The following is a 16748-nucleotide window of genomic DNA, read 5'->3' on the forward strand; positions in this document are numbered from 1 at the left end:
AGGGGCCCGCCTCCGCACGCACGTGCGGAGGCGGGCCCCTCGGGCGGATCGGAGCCCTTACAGGCCGTAGCGCTCGCGCGCCTCCTTCACGGCCGTCGCCTGGACCTCGCCGCGGCGGGCCAGCTGGGCCAGGGCCGCGACGACGATCGACTGGGCGTCGACGCCGAAGTGACGGCGGGCCGCCTCGCGGGTGTCCGAGAGGCCGAAGCCGTCGGCGCCCAGCGAGGTGTAGTCCTGCTCGACCCACTGCGCGATCTGGTCCGGGACCTGGCGCATGTAGTCGGAGACCGCGAGGACCGGGGAGTCGACGCCCTCCAGGGCCGTGCGGATGTACGGCGTCCGCTCCTCGCCGCGCAGGAGGGCCGCGTCGGCCTCCAGCGCGTCGCGGCGCAGCTCGGTCCAGGAGGTGGCGGACCACACGTCGGCGCCCACGCCCCACTCGGCGGCGAGCAGCTTCTGCGCCTCCAGGGCCCAGTGGATGGCCGTGCCGGAGGACAGCAGCTGGATGCGCGGGGCGTTGGCGGGCAGCTCCACCCCGGCCGACTCCGCCGTGTTGAAGCGGTAGAGGCCCTTGACGATGCCCTCGTCGACGCCGGCCGGCTTGGCCGGCTGCGGCATCGGCTCGTTGTAGACCGTGAGGTAGTAGAAGACGTTCTGGTCCTCGCCCTCGGCGGCCTCGCCGTACATCCGGCGCAGACCCTCCTTGACGATGACCGCGACCTCGTAGGCGAACGCCGGGTCGTACGTCAGCGCCGCCGGGTTGGTGGCCGCGATGACGGGGGAGTGGCCGTCGGCGTGCTGGAGGCCCTCGCCGGTCAGGGTGGTGCGGCCGGCGGTGGCGCCGACGAGGAAGCCGCGGCCGAGCTGGTCGCCGAGCTGCCACATCTGGTCGGCGGTCCGCTGCCAGCCGAACATCGAGTAGAAGATGTAGAAGGGGATCATCGCCTCACCGTGCGTGGAGTACGCGGTGGACGCGGCGATGAAGTCGGCCATCGAGCCGGCCTCGGTGATGCCCTCGTTCAGGATCTGGCCGTTGACGGCCTCCTTGTAGTACATCAGCTGGTCGCGGTCGACCGGCTCGTACGTCTGGCCCTTCGGCGAGTAGATGCCGAGCGACGGGAACAGCGACTCCATGCCGAAGGTGCGGGCCTCGTCCGGGACGATCGGGACCCAGCGCTTGCCGGTCTCCTTGTCGCGGATCAGGTCCTTGATCAGGCGCACGAACGCCATCGTCGTGGCCATCGACTGCGAGCCGGAGCCCTTGTCGAAGGCGGCGAACGCCTTGTCGGCCGGGGCCGGCAGCGGGGCGAGCGCATGGGTGCGCCGGGCCGGGGCCGGGCCGCCGAGGGCCGCGCGGCGCTCCTGGAGGTAGCGGACCTCGGGGGAGTCGGCGCCCGGGTGGCCGTAGGGGACCTGGCCGTCGACGAACCGGTCGTCCGAGATGGGCAGCTCAAGAAGGTCACGCATGTTCTTGAACTCGTCCGTCGTGAGCTTCTTCATCTGGTGGTTCGCGTTCTTCGACGCGAAGCCCTCGCCCAGGGTGAAGCCCTTGACGGTCTGCGCCAGGATGACCGTCGGCGCGCCCTTGAACTCCAGGGCGGCCTTGTACGCGGCGTACACCTTGCGCGGCTCGTGACCACCACGGGAGAGGTGGAAGCACTCCAGGATCTTGTCGTCGCTCAGCAGCTGCGCCATCGCGACGAGCGCCGGGTCCTTGCCGAAGAAGTCCTGGCGGATGTAGGCGGCGTCGCGGGTCTGGTACGTCTGGACCTGCGCGTCCGGGACCTCGCGGAGGCGGCGGACGAGGGCGCCGGTGGTGTCGAGCGCGAACAGCTCGTCCCAGGCGTTGCCCCACAGCGACTTCACGACGTTCCAGCCGGCGCCGCGGAACTGGGCCTCCAGCTCCTGCACGATCTTGAAGTTGGCGCGGACCGGGCCGTCGAGGCGCTGCAGGTTGCAGTTGATGACGAAGGTCAGGTTGTCCAGACCCTCGCGGGCCGCCAGGGCGAGGGCCGCGGTCGACTCGGGCTCGTCCATCTCGCCGTCACCGAGGAACGCCCACACGTGCGAGGCGGAGACGTCCTTGATGGAGCGGTTGGTCAGGTAGCGGTTGAAGCGCGCCTGGTAGATCGCGGAGAGCGGGCCGAGACCCATGGAGACGGTGGGGAACTCCCACAGCCAGGGGAGACGGCGCGGGTGCGGGTAGGAGGGCAGGCCGTTGCCGCCGGACTCCTGCCGGAAGTTGTCGAGGTGGACCTCGTTCAGGCGCCCGTCGAGGAAGGCGCGGGCGTAGATGCCGGGGGAGGCGTGGCCCTGGATGTAGAGCTGGTCGCCGGAACCGTCGGCTTCCTTGCCCTTGAAGAAGTGGTTGAAGCCGGTCTCGTAGAGCCAGGCCGCGGAGGCGAAGGTGGCGATGTGGCCGCCGACGCCGTGCTTGGAGCCGCGGGTGACCATCGCGGCCGCGTTCCAGCGGTTCCACGCGGTGATCTTCCGCTCCATCTCCTCGTCGCCGCCGAACTCGGTGATCGAGGGCTCGGCGGAGGTGGGGATGGTGTTGACGTAGTCGGTCTCCAGGAGCTTGGGGAGGGCCAGGCCCGCGCCCTCGGCGTGCTGGAGGGTACGGCGCATCAGGTAGGCGGCCCGGTGGGGGCCGGCGGCCTTGGTGACGGCGTCCAGGGAGGCCGCCCACTCGGCGGTCTCCTCGGTGTCACGGTCCGGGAGCTGGTCGAGCTCGCTCGGAATCTTGCCTACGGGATCGGTCATGATCGCCGCCTTCCGGACAGATGGGGGTGGAGATAAGGGGGCCTTGTCTGGCAGGACAGGGCGAAGGGCCGGGTGACGGCCCGCCGAAGACTGTAAACCGGCGATCGATGATCGATCAAAGGGTTGAAGCGGAAAACCTCTTCAGATCGAGAAAGTCGGCACAGGGTGCCGCGAAAACGGGCACCCGGTGCCTTGTTTTCGAAGGGTTTCCGCAGGTGGGAGGAGCTGTCTGAGGAAGTGCTCGCACGAATGAGCGGAGCCCCGTCGGACGACGGGGCTCGCGGGGGTCTCGGGGCCCGGCCTCAGGCGCGCGGCGCGCAGCCCAGGACGTGCGCCTTCACCAGGGCGCCGATGTTCGGGTCGCCCCGCCGGAAGGCCTCCACCAGCTCCTGGTGCTCCTCCGCGTACGACTTCTGGACCGTGCCCAGCCAGCGGATCGACAGGGCCGTGAAGACCTCGATGCCCAGCGTCTCCCAGGTGTGCAGCAGGACGCCGTTCCCGGCCGCCTTCACCAGCTCCCGGTGGAAGGCCACCGTGTGCCGGACCTGCGCCGTCCCGTCCGAGGCCGCGTCCGCCTCGTACAGGGCCGCCACGTGCGGCTCCAGGGCCGAGCAGTCCGTCGCGAGCCGGCCGGCCGCCAGCTCGGCCGCGATCTGCTCCAGACCGGCCCGTACGGGGTAGCTCTCCTCCAGGTCGGCCGCGGTGAGGTTGCGGACCCGGACGCCCTTGTTGGGCGCCGACTCGATCAGCCGCAGCGACTCCAGCTCGCGCAGCGCCTCGCGGACGGGCGTCTGGGAGACCTCCAGCTCGGTCGCGATCCGGCGCTCCACGATCCGCTCGCCCGGCTTCCAGCGACCGCTGACGATCCCCTCCACGATGTGCTCGCGGATCTGCTCGCGCAGCGAGTGGACGACGGGGACGGTCATGAAGCGGCTCCTCGGGGAGTGTTGACCCTTAGACAATACGGCGGCGCCCCCGTCCGGAAACACTTCCGGACGGGGGCGCCGCAGGTGAGGCTCGTTACGTTGCGCCTCGGACGACGGATCAGAGACCGAGGTCGACCTCGAACTCGCCGGCCTCCAGGATCGCCTTGACGGCCGTCAGGTAACGGGCCGCGTCGGCGCCGTCCACCAGGCGGTGGTCGTAGGACAGCGTCAGGTAGGTCATGTCGCGGACGCCGATGACCGTGCCCTCGGCGGTCTCGATGACGGCCGGACGCTTGACCGTGGCACCGATGCCCAGGATGGCGACCTGGTTCGGCGGCACGATGATCGTGTCGAACAGCGCACCGCGCGAACCGGTGTTGGAGATGGTGAAGGTCGCACCGGACAGCTCGTCCGGCGTGATCTTGCTGGCGCGGACCTTGCCGGCCAGCTCGGCCGTGGCCTTCGAGATGCCGGCGATGTTGAGGTCGCCCGCACCCTTGATGACCGGGGTCATCAGGCCCTTCTCGGAGTCCACGGCGATGCCGATGTTCTCCGAGTCGAAGTACGTGATCGTGCCCTCGTCCTCGTTGATCCGGGCGTTGATGACCGGGTGGGCCTTCAGCGCCTGGGCCGCCGCCTTCACGAAGAACGGCATCGGGGAGAGCTTGACGCCCTCACGGGCGGCGAACGCGTCCTTGGCACGGGCGCGCAGCTTCATCAGCTTGGTGATGTCGACCTCGACGACCGAGGACAGCTGGGCCTGGCCGTGCAGCGCCTTCATCATGTTGTCGCCGATGACCTTGCGCATGCGGGTCATCTTGACGGTCTGACCGCGCAGCGGGGAGGCCTCCAGGGCGGGAGCCTTCGGCGCCGCGGCGGCCGGAGCGGCGGCGGGGGCCGGGGCGGCCTTCTTGGCCTCGGCGGCCGCGAGGACGTCCTGCTTGCGGATGCGGCCGCCGACGCCGGAGCCCTTGACGGACGCCAGGTCGACACCGTTCTCGGTGGCGAGCTTGCGGACCAGCGGGGTCACGTAGGCGCCGTCCTCCGCCGGCTGTGCGGCGGCGGGGGCCGCCGGCACCGGGGTGACCACGGCCGGGGCGATCGACGGGGCGGCGGCGGCCGGAGCGGCCGGAGCCGGGGCCGGAGCGGCCGGGGCCACCGGCGCGGGGGCCGGAGCCGGGGCGGCCGGGGCGGCCGGAGCCGGGGCGGCGGCCGGAGCGGCACCCGCGGCACCGATGACGGCCAGCTTGGCGCCGACCTCGGCGGTCTCGTCCTCGCCGACGACGATCTCCAGGAGAACGCCGGAGGCGGGGGCGGGGATCTCGGTGTCGACCTTGTCCGTGGAGACCTCGAGCAGCGGCTCGTCGGCCTCGACGGTCTCGCCGACCGACTTCAGCCAGCGGGTGACGGTGCCCTCGGTGACGGACTCGCCCAGCGCGGGCAGGACGACGTCGGTGCCCTGGGCGGACCCGGCACCGGCGGCGGCCTCGGCGGTCGGGGCCGGAGCCGGCTCCTGGACCTCGGTGGACGGGGCGGCCTGCGGAGCCTCGGGGGCCGGGGCGGCGGCCGGAGCCGGAGCGGCCTCGGCGGCCGGGGCCGGAGCAGCCTCGGCGGCCGGAGCCGGAGCGGCGGCCGGGGCGCCGGAGCCGTCGTCGATGATGGCCAGCTCGGCGCCGACCTCGACCGTCTCGTCCTCGGCGACCTTGATGGAGGCCAGGATGCCCGATGCGGGGGCGGGGATCTCGGTGTCGACCTTGTCGGTCGAGACCTCGAGCAGCGGCTCGTCGGCCTCGACGCGCTCGCCCTCGGCCTTGAGCCAGCGGGTGACGGTGCCCTCGGTGACGCTCTCGCCGAGCGCCGGCAGGGTTACGGAAACCGACATGGTTTCAGTTGCTCCTAACGAATTGCGGAAAGTGGTCGTCGCGCCCTGTGATGACGTGAGCGTCAGTCGTGGGAGTGCAGAGGCTTGCCGGCCAGGGCCAGGTGGGCCTCGCCGAGAGCCTCGTTCTGCGTCGGGTGGGCGTGGATGAGCTGCGCGACCTCGGCCGGCAGCGCCTCCCAGTTGTAGATCAGCTGCGCTTCGCCGACCTGCTCGCCCATGCGGTCACCGACCATGTGGACGCCGACCACGGCACCGTCCTTGACCTGGACGAGCTTGATCTCGCCCGCGGTCTTGAGGATCTTGCTCTTGCCGTTGCCCGCGAGGTTGTACTTCAGGGCGACGACCTTGTCCGCGCCGTAGATCTCCTTGGCCTTGGCCTCGGTGATGCCGACGGAGGCGACCTCGGGGTGGCAGTACGTCACCCGCGGCACGCCGTCGTAGTCGATCGGCACGGGCTTCAGACCCGCGAGCCGCTCCGCGACGAGGATGCCCTCCGCGAAGCCGACGTGCGCGAGCTGGAGCGTCGGGACGAGGTCGCCCACGGCCGAGATCGTCGGCACGTTGGTGCGCATGTACTCGTCGACCAGGACGTAGCCGCGGTCCGTCGCGACGCCCTGCTCCTCGTAACCGAGACCGGCGGAGACCGGGCCGCGGCCGATGGCGACCAGGAGGACCTCGGCCTCGAAGGTCTTGCCGTCGGCCAGGGTGACCTTGACGCCGTTGTCGGTGTACTCGGCGGACTGGAAGAAGGTGCCGAGGTTGAACTTGATGCCGCGCTTGCGGAACGCGCGCTCAAGAAGCTTCGAGCTGTTCTCGTCCTCGACCGGGACGAGGTGCTTCAGGCCCTCGATGACCGTCACGTCGGTGCCGAAGGACTTCCACGCCGAGGCGAACTCGACGCCGATGACGCCGCCGCCGAGGATGATCGCGGACTCCGGGACCCGGTCCAGCGTCAGGGCGTGGTCCGAGGAGATGATCCGGTTGCCGTCGATCTCCAGGCCGGGCAGGGACTTCGGCACGGAGCCGGTGGCCAGGAGGACGTGACGGCCCTCGACGCGACGGCCGTCCACGTCGACGGAGGTCGGGGAGGAGAGGTGGCCGGTCCCCTCGATGTACGTCACCTTGCGGGAGGCGACGAGACCCTGCAGGCCCTTGTACAGGCCCGAGATCACGTCGTCCTTGTACTTGTGCACGGCCTTGATGTCGATGCCCTCGAAAGAGGCCTTGACACCGAACTGCTCCGCCTCGCGCGCCTGGTCGGCGACCTCGCCGGCGTGGAGCAGGGCCTTCGTCGGGATGCAGCCGTTGTGCAGGCAGGTGCCGCCGAGCTTGTTCTTCTCGATCAGTGCGACGTCCAGGCCCAGCTGCGCTCCGCGCAGCGCCGCGGCGTAACCGCCGCTACCGCCGCCGAGGATCACTAGGTCGAAAACGGTGCTGGCGTCGTTCGCCACGTCACGTCCTCCATGCATGTGCGCTCGTCGCCGGTCGTCGACGACCTGGCGGCGGCTGGTGTCCGGCCGCTTTATTTCGGCCCTGTGGTGGGGGCCCTGTCCTGCCGAGAACCCATCTTCGCACTTGTTGACGGACGACGGGACGCGGGGCCGTGCTCTGAGACGGCCGATCGTCCGTACGGAGGGGGCACGAGGGCGTACGAACCTACGGATTTCGTCGCGAGCGAACAGCCGCCGGGGAACGGGAAGGCCCCGGAGCCGAGGCTTCCGGGGCCTTCCGTCACGCCTGTGGTGCTCAGAGCTCGCCGGCCGCCGTGCGCTCGGCCAGCTTCACCAGGGTGCGGACCGAGGAGCCGGTGCCGCCCTTCGGGGTGTAGCCGTACGGGGCGCCCTCGTGGAAGGCCGGGCCCGCGATGTCCAGGTGGGCCCAGGTGATGCCCTCGCCCACGAACTCCTGCAGGAAGAGGCCGGCGACCAGGCCGCCGCCCATCCGGACGCCCATGTTCGCCATGTCGGCGGTGGGGGAGTCCATGGTCTTGCGCAGGTCCGCGGGGAGCGGCATCGGCCAGGACTGCTCGCCGACCTCCTCGGCGATCTCGTGGATCGCGGTCCGGTAGTCGTCGTCGTTGGCCATGATGCCGAAGGTGCGGTCGCCGAGCGCCAGGACCATGGCGCCGGTCAGGGTCGCCACGTCGACGATCGCGTCCGGGTGCTCCTCGGAGGCCCTGGTGATCGCGTCGGCGAGGACGAGCCGGCCCTCGGCGTCGGTGTTCAGGACCTCGACGGTCTTGCCGCTGTACATGCGCAGCACGTCACCCGGGCGGGTGGCGGAGCCGGACGGCATGTTCTCCGCGAGGGCGAGCCAGCCGGTGACGTTGACCTCCAGGCCGAGGCGGGCCGCGGCGACGACGGCGGAGAACACGGCGGCGGCGCCGCTCATGTCGCACTTCATCGTCTCGTTGTGGCCGGCCGGCTTCAGGGAGATGCCGCCCGAGTCGTAGGTGATGCCCTTGCCGACGAGGGCGAGGGTCTTCTCCGCCTTCGGGTGGGTGTAGGCGATCCGGACCAGGCGCGGCGGGTTCACGGAGCCGACGCCGACGCCGAGGATGCCGCCGTAGCCGCCCTTGGCGAGCGCCTTCTCGTCGAGGACCTGGACCTTGAGGCCGTGCTCCTTGCCGGCGGCCTGGGCGACGGCGGCGAAGGCGGCCGGGGTCAGGTCGTTCGGCGGCTGGTTGATCAGGTCGCGGGCGCGGTTGATCTCCTCGGCGACGGCCTGGGCGCGCTCGGCGGCGGCCTTGTGGGCCTTGTCGCGCGGCTTGGCGCCGAGCAGGGCCACCTCGGCGAGGGGCTTCTTCGCGTCCTTGTCTGCGTTTGCGTCCGGGGCCGCCTTGTACGCGTTGTAGGCGTACGCGCCGAGCAGGGCGCCCTCCGCGATGGCGGCGGCGTCGTCGGCGGTGGCGATCGGCAGCGCGAACGCGGCCTTCTTCGAGCCGGTCAGGGTGCGGGCGGCGGTGCCGGCGGCGCGGCGCAGGGTCTCCGCGGCGAAGGACTCGCCGTCCTCGGGGGCCGCGCCGAGGCCGACGGCCAGGACGACGGGGGCCTTGAGACCGGCGGGGGCGGGCAGCTTCGTCGCCTCACCTTCGGCACCCGAGGCGCCCAGGGTCTCCAGGACGGCGGCGAGCCGGCCGTCGAAGGCCTTGTCGACGGCCTCGGCGCCCGGGGCGACGACCAGCGTCTTCCCGGACTTCGCGACGCCGACGACGAGGGCGTCGGCGCGCAGCGTCGCCGCGCCGGCAGTGCTGAGAGTGAGAGCAGTCACGGTGGTGAAATCTCGCTTCCATTGAGTTCTGTGGCGGTCGAGGGATGGGCCGACCGTGCCCGCCGCATCGTATTTCGGCCCGGAGAGCGCCGAGAACGAGCCTACGCTCGCTCGCAAGGTTCGATCACGGCGGCGTTGATTCACTCATCCGTGGTGTCTCTTTCATGTTTACCCTTTCGGCCTCCGTCGCCCGGTCACACTCGCCTCATTCACGCAAGGACGACACACCGTCCTTCGCCTCATCTGCGACATCTCCACGGGGCCCGCCGGTTCGGGCGGGACCCGTCGAGGGGGGACACCCGCATGGACTCCAGCCGAATCCGTACGCCCAGAACCGCACCCCGCACCGCGCCCCGCACGGGCAGGATCGCGGCCCTCGCCACCGCCGCGCTGCTCGCCACCGTCGTCCCGTCCGCGCAGGCGGCCGCCGAGACGGCCCCCCGCGTGGACCTCACCGTCCTCGTCGTCGACGACGGCGGCAGCGCCGTCGGGGCGATCACCGCGGAGCTGAAGGGCTCCGGCGTCCCGTACCGCAGGATCGACCTGAACGACCCGAACCGGCCCGTCCTCGACGCGGCCTTCCTGAGCGAGCCCTCCGACAGCGCCACCGGCCGGCCCCGCGCCAAGTACCAGGGCGTCGTCCTGCCCCACGAGAGCGCCTTCGGCCCCGACTCCGCCGAGCAGGCCGCCCTCCAGACGTACGAGCGGGCCTTCGGCATCCCCCAGGTCGACGCCTACACCTGGTCGCACCCCGGCGTCGGCCTCGACTACACCGACCAGGGCGGCTGGTCCGGCGTCCTCGACGGCACCACCGCCGGCGTCACCGCCGCGGGACGGACGGGCCCCTTCCGGTACCTCGCCGGAGCGCTCGCCTTCGAGGACAACGACCCCACGATCGCCGAGAGTTACGGCTACGCGGGCCGCCCCCGCGCCGGCTACACCAGCTACCTCGACATCCCCGTCGACGGCGGCGGCCGGGCCAGCCTGGTCGGCGAGTACGCCGCCGACGGGCGCCGCGAACTCGTCGTCACCTTCGCCTACAACCAGTACCAGCGGCAGTTCCGCGCCCTCGCCCGCGGCATCGTCGACTGGCTCACCCAGGGCGTCCACCTCGGGCAGAGCCGCAACTACCTCTCCGTCCACGTCGACGACGTCTTCGCCCCCGACGCCCGCTGGGATCCCGCGCTGAACTGCACCCCCGGCGACTTCGACTGCGTCGGCGACGACGGAGAGGGCGTGAACCCGATCCGCATGACGGCGGCCGACGCCCAGTACGCCGCCGCCTGGCAGAAGTCCTCCGGCTTCACACTCGACATGGTCTACAACGGCGGCCAGGGCGAGCAGTGGAAGACCGAGCACGGCGGCACCGACCCGCTCACCGACCGGCTCGTCGCCGACCGCGCCCAGTACCGGTGGATCAACCACACCTACACCCACCCCTTCCTCGGCTGCGTCCAGGACAACACCGTTGTCCCCTGGCGGTGCGCCACCGACACCGTCGGCACCACCCTCTGGGTCGGCCGCTCCGAACTCTCCGGCCAGATCCGCGACAACCACAACTGGGCCGTCGGCAAGGGCATCCCCGTCGACCGCTCCGAACTCGTCACCGGCGAGCACTCCGGCCTCAGGACCCTGCCCCAGCAGCCCGCCGACAATCCCCACCTCGCCGGCGCCCTCGCCGACAACGGCGTGAAGTGGACCGCGAGCGACAACTCCCGCGAGCCCGAGCAGCGCGCCGTGGGCACCGGCGCCGCGAAGACCGTGCCCCGCCACCCGATGAACGTGTACTACAACGTGGGCACCGCCGCCGAGATGACCGACGAGTACAACTGGATCTACACCTCCCGCGCCGACGGCGGCAGCGGCGTCTGCGAGTCCAACCCGGCCTCCACCTGCCTGCCCGCCCCGCTCCCCACGGCCACCGGCTACGCCGACCACATCGTGCCGCAGGAAGCCCGCACCGCCCTCTCCCACGTCCTCGGCAACGACCCCCGGCCGCACTACGTGCACCAGTCCAACCTCGCCGAGGAGCGCCTCCTCTATCCCGTCCTCGACCGCGTACTCGCCGACTACCGGGCCCTGTTCGCGGCGAACGCGCCCCTGGTGAACCCGGCACAGAAGGACGTCGGCACCGAACTGGCCCGCCGCGCCGCCTGGGGCCAGGCCGTCGCCGCCGGAAAGGTCACCGCCTACCGCATCGGCACCACGGTCACGGTCAAGGCCCCCTCCGGCGTCACCGTGCCCGTCACCGTCCCCGAGGGCACCCGCAAGCGGCTCCTCCTCGGCACCACCGCCTTCGGGACGCCCTACGCGGGCACCCGCTCCGCCTGGACCGCGCCCGAACCGCTCCAGACCACCGTCACACTCACGCTCCCGACCGCCTGACCAGCACGTCCTGGGGGGACTCGCTCATGCCGAGCAGTGGCCGTCACGTCACCATGCTCACCGAAGGCACCTATCCGCACGTCCACGGCGGCGTCAGCACCTGGTGCGACCAGCTCGTCCGCGGCATGCCGGAGGTCGACTTCGAGATCCTCGCCCTCACCGGCAGCGGCCGCGAACCCGTCACGTGGGAGCTGCCGCCCAACGTCACCCGGCACACCGCCTACCCCCTGTGGGGACCCCCGCAGGGTCCGGCCGCGCGCCGGCCCCTGCGGGGGCGCGAACGCCGCCGCTTCCTCGACGCGTACGAGCGCCTCCTGCTCGCCCTCCTCGACCCCGAGGCGGACTGCGACTTCGGCACCGGCCTGTACGAACTCGCCGAACTCGCCCGACAGGGGAGGCTGACCACCGCGCTCCGCTCCGAGCGGGCCCTGCGCTCCCTCATGTGGATCTGGACCATGCCGCACCTGCCCACGCTCGCGGCCCGGCCCACCGTCCACGACGCGCTCACCGCCACCGACCTGCTCGAACACGCCCTGCGTCCGCTCGCCGCCCGGATAGCCACCGGCGGCGTGGCGCACGCCGTCTCCAGCGGCCTCGCCACGCTGCCGGCGCTCGCCGCGCAGCACTTCGAAGGGGTCCCCTTCCTGCTCACCGAACACGGCATCTACCTCCGCGAGCGCTACCTCGGCTACCGCACCGAAGCGCAACGCTGGCCCGTCAAGGCCCTCATGCTCGGCTTCTACCGCGAGCTCAACACCCTCGGCTACCGCAAGGCCGACCTCATCACCCCCTGCAACCAGTACAACCGGCGCTGGGAGGAGCGCGGCGGCGCCCCCTCCGACCGCATCCGCACCGTCTACAACGGCGTCGACCCGGCCCTCTTCCCCGAGGCCGGACCCGAACCCGAGACCCCCACCCTCAGCTGGTGCGGCCGGGTCGACCCCATCAAGGACCTGGAGACCCTGATCAGGGCGTACGCGATCTCCCGCGCCGAACTCCCGGCGCTGCGGCTCCGCCTGTTCGGCCCGGTCCCGGCCGGGAACGAGGACTACCTGACCCGCCTGGAGAAGCTCGCCGCCGAACTCGGCGTCGCCGACGGCGTCTCCTTCGAGGGCCGCGTCTCCGACGTGCCCTCCGCCTACGCGGCCGGCAGCGTGGTCGTGCTCTCCTCCATCAGCGAGGGCTTCCCCTTCTCCCTCATCGAGGCCATGTCCTGCGGCCGCGCCACCGTCTCCACGGACGTCGGAGGCGTACGGGAAGCCGTCGGCGACACCGGGATCGTCGTCCCGCCCCGCGAACCGGCCGTCATGGCCGCCGCCGTCTCCGCCCTCCTCCGGGACGGAGCCCGCCGCGCCGAACTGGGCCGCCGGGCCCGCGGGCGCGTGATCGACCAGTTCACCCTGCGCCGCTCGGTGGACGGCTTCCGGCAGATCTACCGCGAACTCGCGGGCGCCCGCCCGCCGCGCCCGGCCCCGGCCGTCACCTCCCTCCGCCTGAGCATCCCCGCCCCGCGCCGCACCTCCCCGGCCCTCGTCACGGGAGGCACCCCGGCATGAGCGGCTCCCTCTGGCTGAAACCCCCGAAGACCGGCGGGACCCCGCTCCCGGCGATCCCGCGCCCCCGCCGCGAGCCCCGGGCGAACCGCCCCGACGACGCCCCGCCCCGGCCCGTCGGGCCGGCCACCGCCGAGCCGGCCGACCCCGACGACGAAGGGCCTTCGCCCCGAGTGCTCGGGCAGGCCGCCGAGCCTGCCGGCCGGGCCGCGCCCGACTCCGGGGCGCCCTCCCCGGACCCGGGGGGCGAGGGGATGCGGCCCCCCGTCCCCGCCGGCCCCCCGTCCGGCCCCGCCGGGGCACCGGGCCCCGCCGCCCCGCCCCCCGCCGGAGGCGACCTCGCCGCCGACCCGCTCGACGAACTCGCCGCGCGGCTCGACGGGTTCGTCGCCGCCGCCGTCCACCCGGACGAGATCGCCGCCATCCTCGAGTCCGACGGCATGACCGACGAGCACATCCGGCTCACCTACGGCCGCGCCGACTCCTTCTCCCTCGCCGAGGACCTCTACGCGCGCGTGGAGCGGCGCCACCCCGAGCCGTCGGCGCCGTCCGCCGGCGTCTGGCACGGCGAGCTGTGGGGCTGTCTGCTGCGCGGGCTCGTCTTCGCGCTCCCCGGCCTCGCGTACGTCCTCGCCGCCCCGCTGCTCACCGCGGAGCACGGCCGGTTCGGGCTCCCCGCCGGGACCGTCCCGCTGCTCGCCGGAGCCGTCACCGGCTGGGTCTGGAACCAGGCCCTCTCCCACCGCGCGTACACCTGGCTCGGCCTCGGCGACCGTCCCGCCGCCGCCCGCGCGCTGCTCACCGGCGCCCCGGCCGGCGCCCTCGCGGGGACGGCCGCCGCCCTCGTGACCGCCGGACCCGGCGAGACCCCGGCGGCCGTCTTCGCCGCCGGCCAGTCGCTCTACCTCGCCGCCGCGACCGTGCTCCTCGTCCTCGGCCGCGAACGGGCCCTGCTCTGCGCCCTGCTGCCGCTCGCCGGCGCCGTCCCCGCCTTCCGCTGGGACCTGCCCGACGCGCTGCGCGCCGGACTCCTCCTCGCCTCGCTCGCCGCCTCCGTCGCCCTCGCCGCGGTCGTCCTGCGCCCCGGCGCCCGCCGGGGCGCGGCGGGCCGCGGCGGACCCCCGCGCGCCGCCTCCCTCCCGTACGGCCTCTTCGGCCTCGGCAGCGGCCTGCTCGTCCTCCACGCGGGCGTGGCCGACACGCTGGTGAGCGGGGCGGGGGCGGTCATCGCGCTCACCCTCTCCATGGGCCCCGCCGAATGGCTCCTGCACCGTTTCCGGGGCGAGAGCCTGACCCGGCTGCGGACCCTCACCACCGCCCGCGAGTTCCGCCGGGCGGTCACCGGCACCCTCGCGCTCTGCCTCGGCGGCTACCTCACCGTGCTCCTCGCCCTCACCCTCGCCGCGACCCTGGTCTGGCCCGGCGCGCCGTGGCCGACGCTCCCGCGCCTGGCCGCCCTGCTCCTGATCGGCACCGTGCTCTGGCTCGGGCTGCTGCTCCAGGCCTTCGGCGCGGTGCTCAGCGCCGCCACCGTCTGCCTGTTCGCGGCGGCCGCGCAGACCGTGCAGCCGGCGGCGGGGCCGGTGGCCGCCGGGGGAGCGGCGGCGGTGCTCGCCGTCCTGACCTCCGCCCTGCTGGTACGACCGACCGCCCACCGCGCTTAGGGACGCCATGACGAACCCCTCCCTCCTGGTGCCGTACTACGAGCACCCGTCCGAACGCCCCGAGGCCTGGTCGGCGCTCGTGGGCGCGGCACCGTCCCTGTACGGCGTCGTCCTCAACCCGGCGAGCGGCGCCGGCGAGGCCCCCGATCCGGCGTTCGTCGAGGCCGCCGGGCGGCTGAGGGCGGCCGGGGTGCGGGTCCTCGGCTACGTGGACACCGCCTACGGCCGCCGTCCGCACACCGAGGTCGTCGCCGAACTGCTCCGCCACCGCGACTGGTACGGCGCCGACGGCGCCTTCCTGGACCAGGTGGCGACCGCGCCCGCCGCCCTCGCCCACTACCGCCGCATCGCGGTCGCCGCCCGCGCCGCCGGGGCCGCCACCCTGGTCTTCAACCACGGGACCCACCCGGACCCCGGGTACGAGGCGCAGGCCGACCTCCTCGTCACCTTCGAGGGCCCCTGGGACACGTACCGGACGCTCGACCTGCCGGTCGCCGCCCACTACTGCCACCTCGTCTACGCGGCCCCCGCGGAGTTCCGTCCGGCCACCCCGGTGCACTGCGCCGTCCCCGGCACGGGCGCGCACCCCTGGGGCACCCTCCCGCACCTCCTGGAGCCCGCCCGATGAGACGTCCGCTCCCGTTGCTCGCGGGTCTCCTCCTCCTCGTCACGGCCTGTACGGCCGTCCCCGGCCCGGACTCCAAGACGACTCCGCACGCCAGGGCGACCCCGGACCCCGGGACGACCGGCGGCCGCTGGCGGCCGGCCCCCGGGCTCGGCTGGCAGTGGCAGCTCAGCGGCAGGCTCGATCCGGCCGTCGACGTCCCGGTGTACGACATCGACGGCTTCGACCATCCGGCGTCGACCGTCGCCGACCTCCACCGCCGGGGCCGCAAGGTCGTCTGCTACCTGTCCACCGGCGCCTGGGAGGAATTCCGCCCCGACGCCGACGACTTCCCGAAGGCGCTCCTCGGCGAGGGCAACGGCTGGGAGGGCGAGCGCTGGCTCGACATCCGCCGCACCGACCTCCTCGGGCCCCTCATGGCGAAGCGCCTCGACATGTGCCGGGACAAGGGCTTCGACGCCGTCGAGCCGGACAACATGGACGGCTACGAGAACCGCACCGGCTTCCCCCTGACCGCCGCCGACCAGCTCCGCTACAACCGCCTCATCGCCGGGATGGCCCATGAGCGGGGCCTCGCGGTCGGCCTCAAGAACGACCTGGACCAGATCCCGAAGCTGCTCCCGGACTTCGACTTCGCGGTCAACGAGCAGTGCGCGCAGTACGACGAGTGCGGCCGTCTCGCCCCGTTCGTCGCGGCGGGCAAGGCCGTCTTCCACGTGGAGTACGAGCTGACGACGGACCGGTTCTGCCCCCAGGCCCGGAAGCTGGGCCTCAGCTCCATGCGGAAGCGGTACGAGCTGGACGCCTGGCGCCGGCCCTGTCAGGGCACGGCGTGATCCGAAGGACGGGTTCTAGCCCAGCGTCAGCGCGACCAGGGTCGCCGTCGCCGCCGTCTCCTCCACCGCGCCGAACACGTCGCCCGTCACCCCGCCGAAGCGCCGCACGCACCGGCGGAGCAGCAGCGCCGCGGCCCCGAGGCCCGCGCCGGCCGCCAGGACGTCGCGGACGGCGTCGTACGGGGAGAGCAGGAGGCCCGTCGCGGCGGCGAGGACCAGGACCAGGGCGGTCGTGAGGGTCGCGGAGCGGGTCGGGACCGTCGCGGCGACGATCGCGCCGAGGCCCTCGGGGCGGGCCGCCGGGACGCCGTGGCGGGACGCGTGGGTGAGGGCGAGGCGGGCCACGGTGGCGGCGAGGGCCGCGGCGACGGTGCCGCGCGCCCAGCCCTCCCCGTACAGCTCGTACAGCGCGGCGACCTGGGCGAGCAGGACGAGGACCAGGGCGATGACGCCGAAGGGGCCGATGTCCGACTGCTTCATGATGCGCAGCGCGTCCTCGGCGGGCTTGGCGCTGCCGAGGCCGTCGGCGGTGTCCGCGAGGCCGTCGAGGTGGAGGCCCCGGGTGAGCAGGGCGGGGACGGCGGTGGTGACGACGGCCGCGAGCAGCGGGCCCGAGCCGAACAGCAGGAACGCCGCGCCGACCGCGGCGGAGGAGAGGCCGACGGCCAGCCCCGCGAGCGGGGCGCTGAGCATGCCGGCGCGCGCCGCGTCCCGGTCCCAGCGGGTGATGCGGGCGGGGAACACGGTGAGGGTGCCGAAGGCGAAACGCAGGCCGTCCATCCGGGCAGGGTAATCGCCGTCCCCGAACGATAGATTGCGCATATCGCGCATATCGGAAGTGGGT

The 16748-nt window shown here is 73.0% G+C and carries 11 protein-coding genes; 5 read left to right on the forward strand and 6 right to left on the reverse strand.

Features of this window, described 5'->3' with window-relative positions; translation table 11 throughout:
• Window positions 1-57 precede the first annotated feature (57 nt).
• The 5 genes from aceE to ACFYUZ_RS02675 all read right to left on the reverse strand — a co-directional run bounded on the left by aceE (window position 58) and on the right by ACFYUZ_RS02675 (window position 8841).
• Window positions 58-2763, reverse strand: a complete 2706-nt coding sequence (gene aceE / locus ACFYUZ_RS02655) for a pyruvate dehydrogenase (acetyl-transferring), homodimeric type (protein WP_389305640.1) — start codon at window positions 2761-2763, stop codon at window positions 58-60.
• 302 nt (window positions 2764-3065) lie between these two features.
• The gene (locus ACFYUZ_RS02660) at window positions 3066-3689 is read right to left on the reverse strand and encodes a GntR family transcriptional regulator (RefSeq protein ID WP_030691858.1); all 624 of its coding nucleotides are present in this window, start codon (window positions 3687-3689) and stop codon (window positions 3066-3068) included.
• A gap of 118 nt (window positions 3690-3807) precedes the next feature.
• Window positions 3808-5571 carry a 2-oxoglutarate dehydrogenase, E2 component, dihydrolipoamide succinyltransferase gene (sucB, locus tag ACFYUZ_RS02665; protein WP_389305642.1) on the reverse strand — a complete coding sequence of 588 codons (1764 nt, stop codon included), beginning with the start codon at window positions 5569-5571 and terminating at the stop codon, window positions 3808-3810.
• 62 nt (window positions 5572-5633) lie between these two features.
• The gene (lpdA, locus tag ACFYUZ_RS02670) at window positions 5634-7022 is read right to left on the reverse strand and encodes a dihydrolipoyl dehydrogenase (RefSeq protein WP_093876468.1); all 1389 of its coding nucleotides are present in this window, start codon (window positions 7020-7022) and stop codon (window positions 5634-5636) included.
• Window positions 7023-7317: 295 nt separating this feature from the next.
• Window positions 7318-8841 (reverse strand): leucyl aminopeptidase, encoded by a 1524-nt coding sequence (locus ACFYUZ_RS02675; RefSeq protein WP_389305644.1) that lies wholly within the window; start codon window positions 8839-8841, stop codon window positions 7318-7320.
• A 303-nt stretch (window positions 8842-9144) separates the two neighbouring features.
• On the opposite strand from ACFYUZ_RS02675, the gene ACFYUZ_RS02680 reads away from it, so the two are divergent.
• Genes ACFYUZ_RS02680 through ACFYUZ_RS02700 form a run of 5 tightly spaced genes read left to right on the forward strand, consistent with a single transcriptional unit; the run spans window position 9145 to window position 15904 of the window.
• Window positions 9145-11226 carry a hypothetical protein gene (locus tag ACFYUZ_RS02680; RefSeq protein ID WP_389305646.1) on the forward strand — a complete coding sequence of 694 codons (2082 nt, stop codon included), beginning with the start codon at window positions 9145-9147 and terminating at the stop codon, window positions 11224-11226.
• A gap of 26 nt (window positions 11227-11252) precedes the next feature.
• Entirely contained in the window at window positions 11253-12782 is a 1530-nt protein-coding gene (gene pelF, locus ACFYUZ_RS02685) for a GT4 family glycosyltransferase PelF (protein WP_389305648.1), read from the forward strand.
• Entirely contained in the window at window positions 12779-14443 is a 1665-nt protein-coding gene (locus ACFYUZ_RS02690) for a hypothetical protein (RefSeq protein WP_389305650.1), read from the forward strand. Before pelF ends, ACFYUZ_RS02690 begins: the two co-directional genes overlap by 4 nt.
• 7 nt (window positions 14444-14450) lie before the next feature.
• A complete protein-coding gene (locus ACFYUZ_RS02695; RefSeq protein WP_389305652.1) occupies window positions 14451-15071 on the forward strand; it encodes a spherulation-specific family 4 protein in 621 nt (206 codons plus the stop codon).
• On the forward strand, window positions 15068-15904 hold the full coding sequence (locus ACFYUZ_RS02700; protein ID WP_389305654.1) for an endo alpha-1,4 polygalactosaminidase: 837 nt from the start codon (window positions 15068-15070) through the stop codon (window positions 15902-15904). Before ACFYUZ_RS02695 ends, ACFYUZ_RS02700 begins: the two co-directional genes overlap by 4 nt.
• A 15-nt stretch (window positions 15905-15919) precedes the next feature.
• Here the strand turns inward: ACFYUZ_RS02700 and cobS are convergent, their stop codons facing one another.
• Window positions 15920-16684, reverse strand: coding sequence for an adenosylcobinamide-GDP ribazoletransferase (gene cobS, locus ACFYUZ_RS02705; protein ID WP_389305656.1), 765 nt, complete (start codon window positions 16682-16684; stop codon window positions 15920-15922).
• Between the last annotated feature and the right edge of the window lie 64 nt (window positions 16685-16748).

The organism is Streptomyces sp. NPDC004266 (genome assembly GCF_042874095.1).
Lineage (GTDB): Bacteria > Actinomycetota > Actinomycetes > Streptomycetales > Streptomycetaceae > Streptomyces.